The sequence below is a fragment of the Candidatus Hamiltonella defensa 5AT (Acyrthosiphon pisum) genome (assembly GCF_000021705.1).
Classification (GTDB): domain Bacteria; phylum Pseudomonadota; class Gammaproteobacteria; order Enterobacterales; family Enterobacteriaceae; genus Hamiltonella; species Hamiltonella defendens.
The window spans coordinates 1,273,618-1,289,964 of record NC_012751.1 but is presented as its reverse complement, the minus strand read 5'-3'; the positions used below and the strand labels follow the sequence as shown (position 1 = coordinate 1,289,964).

At 39.8% G+C, this 16,347-nt stretch carries 21 protein-coding genes and 3 pseudogenes; 12 read left to right on the top strand and 12 right to left on the bottom strand.

All coding sequences use genetic code 11. The features are described 5' to 3' along the window. Nucleotides 1–536: 536 nt before the first annotated feature. The 4 genes from msrB to HDEF_RS13795 form a co-directional block, all read right to left on the bottom strand. Nucleotides 537–926 (bottom strand): peptide-methionine (R)-S-oxide reductase MsrB, encoded by a 390-nt coding sequence (msrB, locus tag HDEF_RS06330; protein WP_044612343.1) that lies wholly within the window; start codon nucleotides 924–926, stop codon nucleotides 537–539. Nucleotides 927–1,249: 323 nt separating this feature from the next. Then, nucleotides 1,250–1,480 carry a plasmid partition protein ParG gene (locus HDEF_RS06325; protein WP_015873815.1) on the bottom strand — a complete coding sequence of 77 codons (231 nt, stop codon included), beginning with the start codon at nucleotides 1,478–1,480 and terminating at the stop codon, nucleotides 1,250–1,252. A 39-nt stretch (nucleotides 1,481–1,519) separates the two neighbouring features. Then, on the bottom strand, nucleotides 1,520–2,149 hold the full coding sequence (locus HDEF_RS06320) for a ParA family protein (RefSeq protein ID WP_015873814.1): 630 nt from the start codon (nucleotides 2,147–2,149) through the stop codon (nucleotides 1,520–1,522). Between the two features lie 253 nt (nucleotides 2,150–2,402). Beyond that, nucleotides 2,403–2,489: a helix-turn-helix domain-containing protein gene (locus HDEF_RS13795; protein WP_407078901.1), complete on the bottom strand. Its 87-nt coding sequence runs from the start codon at nucleotides 2,487–2,489 to the stop codon at nucleotides 2,403–2,405. A gap of 37 nt (nucleotides 2,490–2,526) precedes the next feature. Between HDEF_RS13795 and HDEF_RS13900 the strand changes: the two genes are divergently transcribed. The 4 genes from HDEF_RS13900 to HDEF_RS06305 all read left to right on the top strand — a co-directional run bounded on the left by HDEF_RS13900 (nucleotide 2,527) and on the right by HDEF_RS06305 (nucleotide 4,403). Continuing rightward, nucleotides 2,527–2,661: a hypothetical protein gene (locus HDEF_RS13900; RefSeq protein ID WP_015873812.1), complete on the top strand. Its 135-nt coding sequence runs from the start codon at nucleotides 2,527–2,529 to the stop codon at nucleotides 2,659–2,661. A 123-nt stretch (nucleotides 2,662–2,784) separates the two neighbouring features. Then, nucleotides 2,785–3,426 carry a recombinase family protein gene (locus HDEF_RS06315; protein ID WP_015873811.1) on the top strand — a complete coding sequence of 214 codons (642 nt, stop codon included), beginning with the start codon at nucleotides 2,785–2,787 and terminating at the stop codon, nucleotides 3,424–3,426. A gap of 384 nt (nucleotides 3,427–3,810) precedes the next feature. Further along, entirely contained in the window at nucleotides 3,811–4,062 is a 252-nt protein-coding gene (locus tag HDEF_RS06310; RefSeq protein WP_015873810.1) for an AbrB/MazE/SpoVT family DNA-binding domain-containing protein, read from the top strand. Further along, on the top strand, nucleotides 4,062–4,403 hold the full coding sequence (locus tag HDEF_RS06305; protein ID WP_015873809.1) for a type II toxin-antitoxin system ChpB family toxin: 342 nt from the start codon (nucleotides 4,062–4,064) through the stop codon (nucleotides 4,401–4,403). The genes HDEF_RS06310 and HDEF_RS06305 overlap by 1 nt, the downstream gene beginning before the upstream one ends. 40 nt (nucleotides 4,404–4,443) lie before the next feature. Here the strand turns inward: HDEF_RS06305 and HDEF_RS06300 are convergent. Beyond that, nucleotides 4,444–4,802 (bottom strand): annotated as a pseudogene (locus tag HDEF_RS06300) (IS6 family transposase); the annotation flags it as partial. Between HDEF_RS06300 and HDEF_RS06295 the strand changes: the two are divergent. After that, a complete protein-coding gene (locus tag HDEF_RS06295; RefSeq protein ID WP_320408680.1) occupies nucleotides 4,775–5,110 on the top strand; it encodes an HU family DNA-binding protein in 336 nt (111 codons plus the stop codon). The pseudogene HDEF_RS06300 and the gene HDEF_RS06295 overlap by 28 nt on opposite strands. Nucleotides 5,111–5,196: 86 nt before the next feature. Here the strand turns inward: HDEF_RS06295 and HDEF_RS12830 are convergent, their stop codons facing one another. After that, nucleotides 5,197–5,682, bottom strand: a complete 486-nt coding sequence (locus tag HDEF_RS12830) for a hypothetical protein (protein ID WP_015873808.1) — start codon at nucleotides 5,680–5,682, stop codon at nucleotides 5,197–5,199. An 826-nt stretch (nucleotides 5,683–6,508) separates the two neighbouring features. On the opposite strand from HDEF_RS12830, the gene HDEF_RS06280 reads away from it, so the two are divergent. Further along, nucleotides 6,509–6,688 carry a cupin domain-containing protein gene (locus HDEF_RS06280; protein WP_044612341.1) on the top strand — a complete coding sequence of 60 codons (180 nt, stop codon included), beginning with the start codon at nucleotides 6,509–6,511 and terminating at the stop codon, nucleotides 6,686–6,688. 170 nt (nucleotides 6,689–6,858) lie between these two features. On the opposite strand, the gene mutL is transcribed toward HDEF_RS06280, so the two are convergent. After that, nucleotides 6,859–8,631 carry a DNA mismatch repair endonuclease MutL gene (gene mutL, locus HDEF_RS06275; protein ID WP_015873804.1) on the bottom strand — a complete coding sequence of 591 codons (1,773 nt, stop codon included), beginning with the start codon at nucleotides 8,629–8,631 and terminating at the stop codon, nucleotides 6,859–6,861. A 44-nt stretch (nucleotides 8,632–8,675) separates the two neighbouring features. Here mutL and HDEF_RS12560 point away from each other — a divergent pair, with 44 nt between their 5' ends. Next, nucleotides 8,676–8,813: a hypothetical protein gene (locus HDEF_RS12560; RefSeq protein ID WP_158533955.1), complete on the top strand. Its 138-nt coding sequence runs from the start codon at nucleotides 8,676–8,678 to the stop codon at nucleotides 8,811–8,813. A 59-nt stretch (nucleotides 8,814–8,872) separates the two neighbouring features. On the opposite strand, the gene HDEF_RS13220 is transcribed toward HDEF_RS12560, so the two are convergent. Continuing rightward, complete coding sequence (locus tag HDEF_RS13220) at nucleotides 8,873–9,232, bottom strand: winged helix domain-containing protein (RefSeq protein ID WP_238526163.1); 360 nt, start codon at nucleotides 9,230–9,232, stop codon at nucleotides 8,873–8,875. Nucleotides 9,233–9,238: 6 nt separating this feature from the next. Beyond that, the gene (locus tag HDEF_RS06270) at nucleotides 9,239–9,973 is read right to left on the bottom strand and encodes a cupin domain-containing protein (RefSeq protein ID WP_234809355.1); all 735 of its coding nucleotides are present in this window, start codon (nucleotides 9,971–9,973) and stop codon (nucleotides 9,239–9,241) included. A 527-nt stretch (nucleotides 9,974–10,500) separates the two neighbouring features. On the opposite strand from HDEF_RS06270, the gene HDEF_RS06265 reads away from it, so the two are divergent. The 3 genes and pseudogenes from HDEF_RS06265 to HDEF_RS06255 form a co-directional block, all read left to right on the top strand. Next, nucleotides 10,501–10,773 (top strand): type II toxin-antitoxin system TacA family antitoxin, encoded by a 273-nt coding sequence (locus tag HDEF_RS06265; protein ID WP_015873802.1) that lies wholly within the window; start codon nucleotides 10,501–10,503, stop codon nucleotides 10,771–10,773. Further along, on the top strand, nucleotides 10,770–11,273 hold the full coding sequence (locus HDEF_RS06260) for a GNAT family N-acetyltransferase (RefSeq protein WP_015873801.1): 504 nt from the start codon (nucleotides 10,770–10,772) through the stop codon (nucleotides 11,271–11,273). The genes HDEF_RS06265 and HDEF_RS06260 overlap by 4 nt, the downstream gene beginning before the upstream one ends. A gap of 449 nt (nucleotides 11,274–11,722) precedes the next feature. Beyond that, nucleotides 11,723–12,007: pseudogene (locus tag HDEF_RS06255) on the top strand (Rpn family recombination-promoting nuclease/putative transposase); the annotation flags it as partial. Here HDEF_RS06255 and HDEF_RS12160 read toward each other — a convergent pair. Continuing rightward, nucleotides 11,977–12,159, bottom strand: coding sequence for a recombinase family protein (locus HDEF_RS12160; RefSeq protein ID WP_100103912.1), 183 nt, complete (start codon nucleotides 12,157–12,159; stop codon nucleotides 11,977–11,979). The pseudogene HDEF_RS06255 and the gene HDEF_RS12160 sit on opposite strands and share 31 nt — an antisense overlap. 241 nt (nucleotides 12,160–12,400) lie before the next feature. On the opposite strand from HDEF_RS12160, the pseudogene HDEF_RS06250 reads away from it, so the two are divergent. Together HDEF_RS06250 and HDEF_RS06245 are read left to right on the top strand one after the other, a co-directional pair. After that, nucleotides 12,401–12,746, top strand: a pseudogene (locus HDEF_RS06250) (type II toxin-antitoxin system RelE/ParE family toxin). 5 nt (nucleotides 12,747–12,751) lie between these two features. After that, entirely contained in the window at nucleotides 12,752–13,054 is a 303-nt protein-coding gene (locus tag HDEF_RS06245) for a helix-turn-helix domain-containing protein (RefSeq protein ID WP_015873798.1), read from the top strand. A 482-nt stretch (nucleotides 13,055–13,536) separates the two neighbouring features. Here HDEF_RS06245 and traM read toward each other — a convergent pair whose 3' ends face one another. Together traM and ltrA are read right to left on the bottom strand one after the other, a co-directional pair. Next, complete coding sequence (gene traM / locus HDEF_RS06240; protein ID WP_048901568.1) at nucleotides 13,537–13,815, bottom strand: conjugal transfer relaxosome DNA-binding protein TraM; 279 nt, start codon at nucleotides 13,813–13,815, stop codon at nucleotides 13,537–13,539. A gap of 731 nt (nucleotides 13,816–14,546) precedes the next feature. After that, nucleotides 14,547–16,229: a group II intron reverse transcriptase/maturase gene (gene ltrA, locus HDEF_RS06235; RefSeq protein WP_012738021.1), complete on the bottom strand. Its 1,683-nt coding sequence runs from the start codon at nucleotides 16,227–16,229 to the stop codon at nucleotides 14,547–14,549. Nucleotides 16,230–16,347: the final 118 nt, after the last annotated feature.

Here is a 16,347-nt window from a genome sequence, read left to right as displayed (position 1 = left end):
AATTTTCATCAAATTCTCTGATATAAATCAGATCAACTCGTATAAAAACTTATCGATAGCGGGTTCTAATCTAAATATGAATCATTTTTTATGAGATCTGATTTAGAAACAGAATAAGAACAAGTTTCAAATCTATTTTTAGATTTTTTAGGAGAAAATAAAAATACCTCATCAGCCGTCAAAACCCATATAAAAATAAGATTTATTGGTAAAAATTTTCCGGGGAGTTTTGAAATTCACCGTAATTTTTATGTGAGTTATTTGCTTAATAATGATTAATTCTGTTGAATCTATTAGAATTTAATGTCAGACATATTGTCATCACCGAAAACACAGAATCTAAGCGGCATTGAGGCGAATATTCGCATTTTTACTGTCAACTTGGCTGCGGTTTTTTACCAATGAGGAAAAATAACAAACCGTACTCGAAGCGAAAGCATTAGTGCGGTGCCCGAGAATTCAGTACAACACGGCAAACTCCATTCTCAGAGTAACATCGGCAAATCAGGAACCTGCTGTTTAATAATATTCTTTATTTAACCTTCTATGATTTCTCCTGACTTTTTATCAGTAAAACTCAATGCAGCAGAATTAATACAGTAACGCTGTCCTGTTGGCTTTTGGCCATCTGGAAAAACGTGACCTAAATGAGCATCACAATGGGCGCAACGAACTTCAATACGTTTCATACCATGAGAAAAATCATGATTGTATTTTATGACTTGATCATGAATCGTTTGATTAAAACTCGGCCAACCACATTCAGAATCAAATTTATTGTCTGAAGAAAAAAGAGGTGTACTGCAACATAGACAACTATAAATCCCCTCTTTTTTGTTATTTAATAACTTTGCTGAAAAGGGGGGTTCTGTTCCAGATTGTTGAGTGACATCATTTTGTATCTTGTTTAACTTTTTTATTTTCATCTCTACTCTTAATGAATGTAATGAATACAAAATTTCTTTTTTTACATGATAAAATTTGTAGATAACTGTTTAATATTAAATGTATAAATAAACCCTAAATCTAGATTTAATAATATGAGACTAAAATACTCATTTACACATTAAAACACATTTACTCATTTATGTTTTTGTGTATAATATGGTACATATAAATAAACACACAAATGAGTATATGAGGATTTATGATGAAAATCACCGCTTTTCTAAACCCTAAGGGAGCTCCAGTAGAACAACTTCAACGACGCTCACTCATAAAAGTTTACTTATAAACTCATTTGAGTATTTCAACAGGCATTTTCTTTCAGCCAGTTATCAACCAAGTCCTTTATTACTTCGGTAATAGATGTACTGTGCTTTGCACAGGCTGTTTTAAAGAGGATATGTATCTCTTCATCAAAGTTAACGTTGACTCTCTTTTGTTTTCTCGGTGGTGTGTTTTTATTGACTACTTTTTCAATATCCCTATGCTCACCAAAGCTCATTGTTTTTGACTTATGCTGCCTAGTTAATACCATCAGTAACCTCGTAATATAACAATGTGAGTATATGAGTATTTACACAAGTATTTCAAGTATTTCAAGTATTTCCCGAGTAAGAATGGCTATCTCCCCCTTCGCAGCTCCATCATTGGTATCAAAGATGCTTTCACCTTCTAAAACAGATTTAACGTAACTTTGACGCTGGGTGATGGATGTTTTAAATGCCTTAATTTCCGTCTGCGCTATGCTCTCTTTCAAAACTTTAAGCATGGTAGTTTGTTCAATTTTTCTTGTAATAAGGAATCGGGTTTCAACTCGACGATTATAAGCCTGAGCTTGCAGTACTGTGATAACAGAGCCCGCCGCTGAAAAATCTAGGGGGCTGGGGGTAACTGGTATTATAATCAGATCGCTGACCATGACCGCTGCTGAAGTAATAACTGATAGAGAACCGGCACCATCAATAATCACAAAGTCATACCCAGCGAGATCTTTTCTTACCTGATAAACATCTTTTTCTGATGCTGCCGTATAAACATCAAATGCGGCTTTTTTTGCTTTATTCCAGTTTGTTAGACTCATTTGCGGGTCTGTGTCTACAACTGCAATTTTGTTACCAGAACTAGCAAGACAACTACTGATGTTGATTGTTGCAGTCGTTTTACCGGAGCCCCCCTTAGGGTTTAGAAAAGCGGTGATTTTCATCATAAACCCTCATATACTCATTTGTGTGTTTATTTATATGTACTAATTATACACAAAAACATAAATGAGTAAATGTGTTTTAATGTGTAAATGAGTATTTTAATCTCATAAGACTAGAGAGAGACACCTGAATAATAAATTTCAGTTATGACTTGTTAGCTACTTTATCAGGTAATTATTTTAAAAAAAGATCTGCCCAATTTTTTGGCAATGACATTATAAAACATAGCGCGATTGACTTGTGTTAGATAAACTACTGCTCTTTTTCCGCATCAAATTTGGGTGAAACACCGACCGGCTTTTTGTATGCAAACTTTTTACAGTGAAGCCATTTATTCATACCTGGGCTGTATAGCTTATTCCATCCCTACCTTCACATGAGCGATGATACAGTCAGTATTAGCGAGCGTATTTTCCGTAAGGAAACTGCTTTATCTCCTCATTCTATTCAACATAAAAATGTACCTGAGACCCGTCTTTTCATGAATGAATTGAGATTGAGCAATCCTTAGAGGTTATGTCATCAGGGTATACCCTGATGACATAAGTAAAAACGTGACTAAATCTTATTAATGACATAACCTATATGCGATATAGTTTATGACATAACTTAAATGCGATAGTATGATAAAAAAATGTTCATCAGAGCTTATTTAAGAGCATCAACGGAAGATCAGTTTGCTGATCGAGCAAAAGGGATGCTGGAGCAATTTATCCAGGAACGCGGCCATAAAATCGCCAGCTACTACAGGGAAAATATCAGCGGTACAAAACTCGACAGACCAGAGCTAGGACGATTACTAAGAGACAGTCACCGGAATGATATTTTACTGGTAGAGCAGATAGACCGATTGACTCGACTGAGCAACACGGACTGGATGACACTGAAAAAGCAGATTGAGCAACATGAGCTGCGAATTGTCAGCCTGGATGTCCCCACTTCATGGCAAGCCTTGTCTGATCTAGAAGCATCACGGAACGATCCGATCACCCGCGCCGTGATTGCTGCTATCAACAATATGCTGATAGATCTGATGGCCGCAATGTCACATAAAGACTGGCTGAGCCGAAGGCTGCGCCAAAAACAGGGGATTGAAAGAGCGCAATCACAGGGAAAGTACAGAGGAAAACAGGCCGATCATCAGCGACATCAGAAAGTCTTGTACTACCGGAAGACGAAAAAACTCAGTATCCAGGAAACCGCTGAGGCTACAGGTTACAGTTGCTCTCAGATATGCCGGATACAAAACCTCTATCAAAAAAACAGTCTAGATTAGCTTGCGTCTGTTAAATTAAGTTTGAACTACTACAACGATTGAAGGTTTCTGGTCACTGCTACACTCTTGGCTCAGACGCCATCGTGGCATTTCACAAGAAAAACTTCCACTTTATATTAGGTTTTTTGAGTTCGTTCACAATATTAAAAAACGCGGAAAAAAACAGATTTCCTCACTTGTTGGAGTATTTCTGAATGAAAGACCCTAAAACGCATAAAGAGCCAATGTTTTTTAAAAAATTGAAAAAATCAGATTTTTCAAAAAACAGATCTCTAGTTTTTATTCCTTTCAACATTTCCATGAGTGTCATTAAAAAATAACAGGCTTGTTAACTTTTTAAGTTTACGATAAAGTTATAACAAAGTTAATACAGTGGAGATTGTTATGGAAATTGTCATCAGAAAAATAGGCAACTCTAAAGGAGCGGTGATCCCTGCTGCGCTTTTAGGGGAACTTAACCTGGCTGTCGGAGATAAAGCAGAAGCCAGAAATGAAAATGGGACCCTCATTATCGTTCCCAAGAAAAGAAAAAAGTATTGTCTTGAAATGCTTATAGCAAAATGTGACTCAAATACGTCTATTCCAAAAGAATTAAAAGATTGGGATCAAGTGCAACCAGAAGGAAATGAAATTTAATGGCAGTATTTGAGCGAGGCGATATTGTACTATGCTGTCTTAACCCGACTTCTGGCAAAGAACTTCAGGGTGACTTTAGGCCCTGCCTAGTTTTATCGCCCATAAACTTTAATAAGTTAGGACTCACTTTGATCGCTCCTATTACTCAAGGCGGGGATTTTGCGAGATTTAGAGGATTTTCAGTGCCGCTCATGGGTACAGGCACTGAAACACAAGGAGTCATATTAACAAACGGTATTCGCATGGTTGATCTCATCGCAAGAAAAGCTAAAAAAATTGAAAAAGTCCCTGAATATATTGTTAATGAAGTATTAGCTATATTAGGAGCTATTCTTGACTGACTTGTGACATCCCTGAAGGTAGTATGGCTGGCACTGTTGCAAATATTGGGATCTGACAGCGTTTCACCTTGTTTAAAATCTTACCCAGAAACCGCCATGCGGCTTTGCTGTTACGACGGGAGGAAAGATAAAAATCGAGGGTACGTCCTCCGCTGTCGACGGCACGATACAAATAAGCCCACCGGCCATTCACCTTCACGTAGGTCTCGTCAATGTGCCACTGGCTAAGATCGGAAAGATTGAGCCAGACCACCGCAGCCTCTTTTCCATTTTCGGAGCATAGCGCTGAACCCAGCGGTAGAGCGTCGTATGGTCGACACTGACACCGAGTTTAGCCAACATTTCCTGGAGTTCGCGATAGCTGATGCCATATTTGCTGTACCAGCGTACAGCCCACAGTAAGAATCAACTGTGATGAAGTAGCAGAAAAGGCGGATATGAGCAAAACTAAAGCTAAAATCGCCTTAAATGCTTTCTTAAATGGAATGAGTGACTCTTTGAAAAAACAAGCCACCTTAAAATTCGGGGTTTTGGTACTTTTAAGGTCAACTATACGTCCAGCACGTGTCGGACGTAACCCTATAACGGGTAAAAAAAAGCACATTACTGAATGCTATGTCCCTAATTTTCGTTTTGGAAAAGCCTTAAAAGACTCAGTTAAAAAGTCCTTTAATGTCAAACGCCCAGAACAATACTTGTCTGAATGAAGTCTTTCTATGTTGTAAAACAAGAGACCTTATGGAATTAAAAACTGTCAAAAATATTTGATTATATCTTACAACTGGTTTCGGGTTTACCCACTGAAGATTTCGATAAAATATCGGGAGGCGCCGATCATGGTAAATTGAGGATCCCGCCGCCAAAATTGAAATTTTTTTGATGATTGTGAGCGGATTTTGGCCAACGGTTGGCATAGAAGGAGCTCGGTGTCTCCCACCGAGGAAAATCCATTGTCTGTTTTTTTGATAAGTCTACTGACAACATGCCTGAGATTGATGAGGGTATAGGCGAGCGTTTTAAATGCATAGTGTACAGAGCTCATACGCTCAAAGCGCAGAAATAAACGCCAGAATTTATCTTCCCAAGCAAAGACCCGCTCAATCGTTCTAAAACATTCACTAAAAATGGTGGAGTTAAAAATTGGGTGGCGTCCCCGTTTTGTCGTTTTTCGGTTCCGCTGATTTTCGTTGATGTTCGGCGTAATAACCTGATTAAAGATGATTTTACAGTTCTTTCGGCAATCGTAGGCCCCGAATGCTGCCTTTAAAAGAAAGGCCAATACTCTTTATCATGCCTGATAATATCGATACTGCCTGACTCAGTAGCGGACATTCATTTTAATTGCCCTGCGCAGAAATAAATGGGGCGAGCACAGAAGGCGACCACTTTGTTACCTTTGACCTTCTTGTGGCCGTTATAACCCATGTTATCACCGCCTTTTTTCGCTACAGTGGTTGTCCCCATCACCGGAGTTCACAGAGGTATCTAGTAAATGATCTTGGTGCAATTTAAGCACGGATTATTTGAAGACCTGAGCGATAGAGCCCTCCTTGGCGACCTATGCTCAGGTGCGGTAAGACAAATGGGTTGAACTGCTCAAGAGTCAAATTCGTTGGGATCTGTTGATAGCAAGGAGTTTTTGCATTGATTAAGTCCATAAATCTTCAATTTTAACTCAATGTATCATCTTTCAGAAACTCATTGCTGCCATTGACTTAAAAATAAATTCCATTCCTTTAAAAAACCCGCAACCAGTTGACAACAAGCTGAAATTAACCTTCATTGATGAGTTTACATCATAAAATTAACCATTAATATTCCTTAAAGCGACATTGATTAATTTTTATTGACATTCACACATCACAAGGAAGTGACCCATGCCTCAGAAGTATTCAACGACTTTCGTTTCCCCCTCTCATTTTTTTACATTTAATCAATACGATTATTTTGGCATTAAAACAAAAGAAAAACGTCAATATAATAAGAAATGCCAATCAATGTTTTATTTGATATCATTATTTTAAATGAAATACGATGCCGTTGAAAAATCTTTGAAGGTAGAGGTGTTTTATTGATTTTTATAATCGACAGGGAGATTGTAGTACATGCATCTCATCATCAACTGGGAAGATTTTTTACACCACCACTGGCAAAAGCGGCCTGTTTTGTTAAAACAATCGATTTCTGATTTTGTGAACCCGATTTCGCCTGAAGAGCTGGAAACACTGGTGATAAAAAAAGCGCTCGAAATTTATTTTTATTCATTGAGTAATGACTCAAACTAGAAAAAAAACACCTCTGAACAATGCCTTTCAAAGGGTGACCAGAAATATCTTCCTACAGGAAACTTAAAGTAACACAAAAAAAGAGTCAACCATTCTGGCCTGAGTGATGTCTTTTTGAATCTCTTGGAGTGAATAAGCCACTTTACGCCGAAATATCATTTTAAGTATTTTTAATGAGCTAGCCTCGCTAATGCGGGCTGAATATCTATACATTGTAATAGTTTTTCAGAGGGCTCCTTAATATATCTAGGGCAATAACGTTCAAAATCCGTTAATAATTGTACCGCCTGCGAGACAGTCCATTCATGAGGCAAAGATTGAAGTTGAGCAGCCACCCAATCAGCAAGATTTTCTGGCAACAGGGGGGCATGCTCTGACAAATAGACCAATAACTTGGGAATGAGCTTTTGCATATTGTGAGCCCGTAATGCTAAAGAAATCCCCCTGAGGACGGTCGTATCTTTTTCTATGACTAACTCAATGCCGATTAAAGTGAGTAAATGTTGATGCCGTTCACAAGCCATCATTTCCGCTTTTTCTAATGTAAATTTGACAGGAATAAGCAGAGGCTGTATTCGTGATTTTTCCGATGGGGGCGTCAACCCGACTTTTTTGAGCAAGCGATCTGCTTCAGGTAATGATAATAAAGCAATGTTGTTGCCATATTCTATCAGGGCATAGCAAGACGAAACAATACTGAGGACTCGCCAAAAATAATGCTCATTGACTTCTCCTAAAATATCTTTTTTTAAAGATGTCTCCTTGTGCTCTGTTCGACTGGTGTCATGAAAAGACAAAGAAGCTTCATCAGTTTGTTTTGTGATAATATCAGGTTCAACATAGGTGTTTCTCCCTGCAGAGGCACGATTTTCTTTACGTATTTTGGGGCTTTCTTTAACAACCGAGTCATTTTGCTCTATATCAGCAGAAGAGTCAGAAGAGGAACAGGCTGAATGACTTAAAGCGTTTGTAATGGCGTGATAAATAAAATCATGCACTAACCTCGTCTGATGAAAACGGACTTCTTGTTTGGTGGGATGCACATTCACATCGATTTGACGCGGATCGATATCTAAATAAAGAACGTAGCTCGGGTTTTTAGGCCCTGTTGAAATGGCTTCATAGGCTTGGCGAACGGCATGATTGATTACCCTATCACGAATAATCCGACGGTTAATAAAAAAATACTGGATCTCGTTCATTTTAGGCCCATTCGCCTCTGCTATCCAACCCTTTAGACTTAAGCCAGAGTGATCGAAAGACAGTGCGAGCGCCTGTTTTAAAAATGGGGCGCCACATAATCGAAGAAGACGCCGTTCCCTTTGTGATCCCGACTGGACCCTGACGTATTGACGTAATAATTTCCCGTTATGCGACAGCGAAATGGACACATCAAACCGAGAGAGGGCAAGACGCCTGACCACCTCATCAATATATTGCCATTCTGTTTTCTCTGTTCGCAGAAATTTTCTTCGAGCGGGCGTATTATAAAATAAATTTAACACCTCAATCGTACTGCCCACAGGATGTGAGGCCGGCTTTATCGTGACATTCATGTCACGCCCCTCTGTGTAGGCTTGCCAAGCGTCTTCTTGTTCAGCTGGGCGGGAAGTTAACTGTAATCGGGAAACAGAGCTGATGCTGGCCAGCGCTTCTCCACGAAATCCCATACTGAGAATGCTCTGTAAATCTTCCAGAGAAGCAATTTTATCGGTGGCATGACGTGCCAGTGCCAAGGGTAAATCTTCTTTACTGATCCCACAGCCGTTATCACAGATCTGGATCTGCTCTATGCCTCCCCGATGAATGTCAATCTCCATTTTTGTGGCCCCGGCATCCAGACTGTTTTCAACCAATTCTTTGACGACAGAAGCAGGCCTTTCTACTACTTCCCCTGCGGCAATTTGATTCGCCAATTCAGTCGGTAAAATTTTAATAGGCATAGACAATTCTCTGTTTGGCACTGTCAGCGTTGAAAGAGGTTTAAATGGTGACAGAGGCACTTTGCAAAATCACGGTGAATGTTTTTAGCAGCGGAGGCAAGCGCTGTCCTGAAGTGTATGAAAGTTCGGTCGCTCGGTTACGCTCACATCTGGGCGAGCCTCTATTAATCTTGCATTCTTAAATAGAAAAATTCCTTTGAAAGAAGGCCATTCATCCATGGCATCATTACTTTTTTTATGGTTAAAAATACCAATACCCTTTATTGATAATCAAGGTTAACTCTGCCAAAAAATCGGCCTCGTTGATGAATTTTATGAGCATGGGGCCCTCAATCGTTCTGTGTCGTGCCAGCACATTCCATGCGTCGGCATGATCTGATAACAGGGATTCGCCGTTGACAAAATAGCGGTTCCCGATGTGCAACATACGTAGCCCCATTAATCGGCGCAATGGATGTCCCTGTTGCAATAAAGTCTGAACCTGTGAAGGGGAGTACACCTCTGCTTCCGGCGCCTTCGGTAACTCATAGGCGGTTTGAGACATCTTTTGAACAAACCAGATGTCCAGATGGGCTCTTTTCTGGAGTAAGAATTGACTCATCATGTCCTAGAGGGCCGTGAGGTCTTGTGGCAGAATTTCGGTGGGATCTTCTCGCAGAAGTAAATCGGGTGAGGGGGAATACTCAATGCCTCGATGGTTTTCATCTGAAAGCGACTCAGTCCAGTTCCTTATCATGCGAAGGCTGTTGTCTGTCCAAAACTGAAGGCAGTAACTCATGGCCACTTCGGACGAAATGGCTTCATGGGGAAATTCCTTTGGGATATACAACAGATCCCCGGAAATCAACTCTTCATTAATGATGGGCACAGAAAAGTCGTTCTTTTTATAGTGCTCAAGCAATAACAATTGATGCCATACACGCCATCGGCTACGTCCCATTCCTTGTATCACCAATACGTCAGCCGGTTCAGTCTGTGGGCCAATCCCCCCGCCGGGTACTGAAAAAAATGTCGTCAATTCTTCTGTGTACCAATCGGGAAAAATACGAAACAGAGACAGGAATTCTTCAGCAGCTCTGTGACAATGGTGGAGTGCTTCCACCCATAGTGACCAGTTCCTTTGGCCTAATGACCCATACCCATTAAAAGCTTGATACCCTAATTGACATTTTCCGTGACTTCTTTGAATGAGTTGGCATTCGAGCGCTTTTTTTATCACCAGTGTTTCCAGCTCTTCAGGCGAAATCGGGTTCACAAAATCAGAAATCGATTGTTTTAACAAAACAGGCCGCTTTTGCCAGTGGTGGTGTAAAAAATCTTCCCAGTTGATGATGAGATGCATGTACTACAATCTCCCTGTCGATTATAAAAATGAATAAAACACCTCTACCTTCAAAGGTTTTTCAACGGCATCGTATTTCATTTAAAATAATGATATCAAATAAAACATTGATTGGCATTTCTTATTATATTGACGTTTTTATGATTTCTGGTTTAGTCATTCATTTTATCAACCCGATCGCTCTAACATTGTCAAACTGAACTATGCCCTATCCTGATGTCAGGTGCCCTATGTAAAGTAGGTCAGAATACTTAACAGCACAGCCCACACCGAAAGAAAAAATTTGGCGGTTTAAAAAAGATCCTTTTGGAAAAGACAGTAAAAGAAAGGGGCATTTTTAAATCATTCACAATTTACCAAGAAGGATCATTCTTCTTACATATCATCTTATCCCCCGTAATTCTCCGAAAACCTATCTTAGGCTCCTCAAGGAATGAGTGATTTTTTGGATAACGTATTTACAATAGATATGCATTCATATAAATTAAGTTTGTGTATCCATTGTTAATACAGAAAAGGGAAAATCTATGCGTGATGCCGCTATTAACCTACGAGCCCTAAAAGAAGAGCGTGATTTGATTGACTATGCGGCTCGATTGATGGGCAAAAACCGTTCAGATTTCATGCTAGAAGTGGCTTGCGAAAGAGCGAAATCAATTATGCTCGATCAAGTATTTTCTAGACTGGATAAAAATAGGTTTCGGTTGTTCAAAAAATTGATTGATGAAGCACAAAGTGAAAATCAATCCCTTGAGAAATTAATGCTTGTTAAGGCTCCGTGGAAGACAAGCCAAGAATGAATAATCTATTTTTATCCCCACAACCCCTTACCGAGATACATAAACTCGATGGATTTAGTTGTGGTGAACCCTCATTAGACGATTGGCTTAAGCGGCGGGCGAGGGTCAATCATATCAACGGTGCCAGTCGAACCTTCGTCGTTGTTGATGCTAACCAATGTGCGATCGGGTATTACGCTTTAGCAGCAGGAGCTGTCACGCATCAAGATGCTCTCAGCGCCGTCCGTCGAAACATGCCAGATCCCATGCCTGTCATGGTGCTTGGGAGGCTCGCCGTTGATACACGTGCTCAAGGGATTAAGCTTGGTGCTGGATTGCTCCAAGATGCGGTCGTTCGTGTTAGAGCTGTCTCAGAGAATGTCGGTGTAAGAGCATTACTGGTCCATGCATTGAACGAAAGAGCTAAAAAATTTTACCAAAAGTACGGTTTTCAAGAATCCCCAATACATCCAATGACCTTGATGCTCGTATTAAAAAAAATTACTTTAAAAACAGAGTAAACAAGTTGTTCTTAATTTAAGAACGATCCCTAAAAATGTCTAAAAAACGCTTTTTTTATTAAGCAACTCGTTTAGTAAAAGAAAGGCCCCTTTTTTTACTGCTGATTCAGTATTAATTAAGTTCATCATTCATAATGGTGATGCGTTAATTCATGGACTTTTTCCAGAACTTGAGTTTTCCTGGTTCGACAAAAAAAGCCTTTAATGGGTTCCCATATTCCTATATTGGTCGCGTTTTTCTTAAACAGACTTTAATTGGGTGTTCGATATTTTTCTCGTTAAGCGCTTTCTGGCATAAGCGATAGCGATTATTTTGGCTTTGAATAGACAGTGACATGATATTTCTCCTCATGATTTGAAGGGTAGATATGTTTTATACTATAGCAAAAAGAGTAAAAAATACTTATTTTTATTTTTATTTTTGTTGAGTGTGAGGTGTGACATTAAGCATGAAGGCCTTGAATAAGCCTTCCGGGCTATTTTGTGATAGGCTTATCCATCACTTTGATATTGAATGTCTCACCATGACTAAAAAATTTACCCCGACTCCCCATGACGCCGTTTTTCGTCAATTTCTCCATGAAAAAGAGACGGCGCAAGACTTTTTTGAGATATGGCTCCCTGATGAGATGAAAGCCTTATGTGACTTTACGACGATGAAAGTGGAGTCAGGGTCTTTTGTCGATGAAGACATGAAGGCGTATCAAAGCGATATTCTGTATTTATTAAAGACGAAAAAGGGTGAAGCTTTGAGACCGGGCCGCGCTGCTTTTACACCACTGGGGACATCCGTGAAGATTTTGTTGCAACCGGCTTCTTTGAGTGCCTTGATTTGCAGATCCAAGCTTTGAGAGGGGGTTGAGACGTGAGCATAGCCAACTAGCACGAAGTCACTCTTGGAAATATGCCATAATCCGTTCTAAGAGAAGAATATTGGCACTTTGTTTTTGAGACCAGAATTGAAACACAAAAACAACCAGTTTCACAGAAAAATCGATAGGGCTCACGACCGTGCCAAAAACGTTCGTATTTGACACTAGACATATTAATTGTCGGCAGGCAGATTTTTCTTGATTGTAGTTTTTAATCTATATAGCATTAAATCTATATCAAGTTAAGGAGTAGTCATGTGGATCATCGAGACAACAGACACTTTTGATGAGGGGTTCGACTCTCCGGATGACCCCGGCCGTGCCAACGTCTTGGCTTCAATGATGGTGCTTCGAGAACGGGGGCCAATGTTATCCAGGCCATATGCAGACACTGTGAACGGTTCACATCAATAGGAAAGAGCCGAGAGTTCAAAGCAAAGGAGATCCAATCCGCGCATTCTTTGCGTTCGATCCCAAACGAAAAGGGATTTTTCTTTGTGCCGGCAACAAAACCGGAGATGAGAAAAGATTTTACGAAGTCATGCTCCCGATAGCAGCCCGTGAGTTTGCGGCGCATCTGGAGAAATTGAAGAAGGAGTAGATATTATGGCAAGAACTCTTGATCAAATGCGGGCGAATGAAAAACCCGAGGTTGTTGCCAAAGCACAAAAGGCGGCGACTGAGATGTTGCTTAATATTCACTTGGCCGAGCTCCGCGAACGCATGAATCTGACCCAGGAAGACATTGCTGCTTCCCTAGGCATCAAACAACCGACCGTCTCTGATATGGAGAAACCGGGGCGCGACTTGAAGCTGTCCTCGCTCAAACGCTACGTGGAAGCATCCGGTGGAAAGCTACGTCTTGACGTCGAGCTTCCCGACGGGACCCACTACGGATTTTCTGTGTAAGCGCCAAAAAGACCGGATACTGTTATAGCCAGAAAAAAGTTGGCGGTTATCGCAGCTACCCGGTCACTACCCCTAATTGCTTGTAGAAGCATATGATAGTATTGAATTTTTTATCCTATGGAGCTCGCCCATATTCTTCGGAGTTTGGGGTGTCTTTTTTCTGGTTTTGGCTCATTGATATTAATGAGTTTTTTTATTGAAAATGCGACTACAGGTGATCTCATTGTGAATTTAAAATATTTTAAAAATGCTCTTACTCAGTCTTTTTAGACTGCTTTCTTTATTATTTTTTCTCATTCTTTTCGCCTAATATTCAAATTGAGATAATTAGGTTTAATATCTATTTTTTTATATTAAAAAATAAAATGGCCATTTATTCTTTAATGTCTTTTTTAGGAAAAAACTTTTTAACTTCTTCTTTGGCGTCTTCTCTGATTTCATGAATCATTTTATGATATTCATAATTTTCCTTTCCTTCTAAATTAAGGCGAAAAAGACTGCATCCCTAAAATTAATGAGACCGCCTTTTTTGTTTTTATTACACTTTCGAGGACAACTTGATTAAAGGCGGTCTGATCAAAAGAATGATGTTCACTCTCTATTTGAGCTTCATACACCCTTAAGCCCAGTTCAAGTAGCATTGTACCGACACCAGACAAGCTCACTTGGGTTTCGTTAGCCCCGTCATTTTTTCTTTGATTCACAATGTCAACCATGCGATTAACCACTTCATTTGAAGTATAGATTTGTAATCTTGCCATGAGATTTCATCTTGACTGATAGACAACATTGAGATTAAAACTGAGCGGATAAAGACAAGTGGTTATACAACTCTTTATAGATAAAATAGCGAGTCTGTGACGACCCTTAAACAATTTTTTATACGACTGACAGTTCATAAATACAAGTCGCCACGCGAGTCTTTATAAGACTTGACTCTAGAGTCAACTCTATTTATCTCTATGAAAAACAACAATAACTTTAATACAACTCTAACTTTAAGTCGTCAACGACTCTATTGATGAAGAGTAAAAGAATAAAAAATTTTTATTTCAATATAAGACATTGATTTTAAATTTATTGATGACAAATTTTTAATTTGCGTGGGGTGTGGAAATCTTTAAGATAAAGAGTGGATGAGAATTTGTTTTTTGTTGGGACTGACCCGGGACTGTTTGTTTGTCGGAAGTGCGAGGTTTTGATAGAAACTTTAGACTTTTTGGGGATTCTTTTTCTGTCGGCACTGGGCAGCGAGGCGTTTCTTAATTGCAAATCACGCGGTGTGGACAATCGTTGAAGCCCGAGTCAAGTCGTCTCTGAAAAAGGCCGGAATCCATTACCTATCCATTACCTATATCAATGTTTTAAGGGTGAGTCATCTCAAAAAGAAATCGCTCGCTTGGCAGGCTTGATTAGGTAAGCAGGCCGCAAGTGCCCACTCCCTCAAGAACCGTACGTGCGAGTTACCCCGCATACGGCTCACGCAACTTACTCACTTCAACATTTTTCCTTTTTTGCTATGTAATTGTCTGTGGCAATTAGCATGTAACAATCTTAGATTAGCCAGCTTGTTGTCACCCCCTTCAGCTTTAGGCTGAATATGATGAACATGCAATTGTTCACCATTGTCCAACTCTTGATCACAGAGAGGACAATAACCTTTCTGTCGCTTATAGAGGTTAACTTTGACACCGTAAATAAAAGGCTGTTTACGTGCCTGCCTATTACGCCAATAGTCACGCAATTCCGGATTGTCGGGGGAAGCATTTTTTGGAACTAGCCAATGACGCTGTATTTTTGTCCATGCATGCTTCCAAAGAAATCCACCGGTTGATTTATCCATAAATACTGAATAGTCTTCTCTACCTGGTATCTTGCCTAAGTAGTGTTTTCTTCGCCACCACCAGTGTTTATTGGGATGACGTCGATACAAATATCTACGTTGGCGGATCCACATCCATTGGTCTAATGCACTGAATGTTCTTTTTGAAGCACCAATACGATAGTAATTACACCATCCTATTATCTTGGCATTCAGTTGTCTTATTCCTTCTTGTGTCGGCATACCGATAATACCTTTCCAGGTCATTCTCATTTGCTGTTTGTACCTTTTCATCGACTCCTTTGAGGGCTTCGTTAACAATATATATCCCCGTTTTCTGTGGCGATTGTCATAATGTCGTATATTAAATCCCAGGAAGTCGAATCCTTCCTTCAAGTGTTTGATACTGGTTTTTTCTTCAGAAAGAGCTAACCCTCTCTGAGCTAACCAAATTTGCAACTTTATTTTGGCAGTTTCGCACTCTTCACGGGATTTACCGAATACGACAAAATCATCCGCATAACGAACTACTGCATAAGGTTGCCCTTGTTTTGGCGTGCCGTTTTTCCAGTATTGAATACCCAGTAAGGTCTCCATTCCGTGGAGTGCAATATTGGCCAGTAGTGGACTGATAATCCCGCCTTGCGGAGTACCTGCAACATTGGGTATATAGTTGCCATGTTCCAGCACACCGGCTTGTAACCATTGTTTAATCATGTTTCTTTCGGGGAATCCCCCGATTTTTTTTATGAGAAAATTATGGTCAATGTTGTCAAATGCGCCTTTAATATCTGCATCTAGTACCCAGTGCCGTGTCCCTCGTGCTCTGGCAATACAGAAAATTTTTTGTATTGCGTCATGGGCACTTCGCCCCGGTCTAAATCCGTAGCTGACTGGTTCAAATTTTGCTTCCCAATAAGGTTCCAGCGCCGATTTAACTATCGCTTGTCTACAGCGGTCGAGAATGGTTGGGATCCCAAGAGGGCGTTTTTTTCCATTCTTTTTTGCTATGTAAACTCGTTTTACTGGATAAACCTTTTCTGAAGTTGTTTGGCTTAATAACTTATAAAGATGTTCTCGTCCTTTATGGTCATTAATTACCTGATTATCTACTCCAGCCGTGTGTTTTCCCCGATTGACCTGAGTGACTTTCCTGATAGCCAGAAGATGGTTAGCTCTTGATTTCATCATGAGTTTTTGCAGATTTCTGACTTTCTTTAAGTCACCTGTTGCTGAAGCCCTATATATTCTTTGCCTTAGATTATTAATCATGGCTGTCACAACACGCCAGTTAATAGCATGCCATTCCAGTTGTTGTTCATAGTTTTGATTTATTACGTTTGCCATAGGCATCTAACTCTTCTAAATCAATTCATAACCTTGGTAAAGGATTATATGGGTAAGTCACCCGTTCCACGTCAGCCTCTTTTCAGAGTAAAGTAATTACCTCTATCAATCCTGTTATGATTTC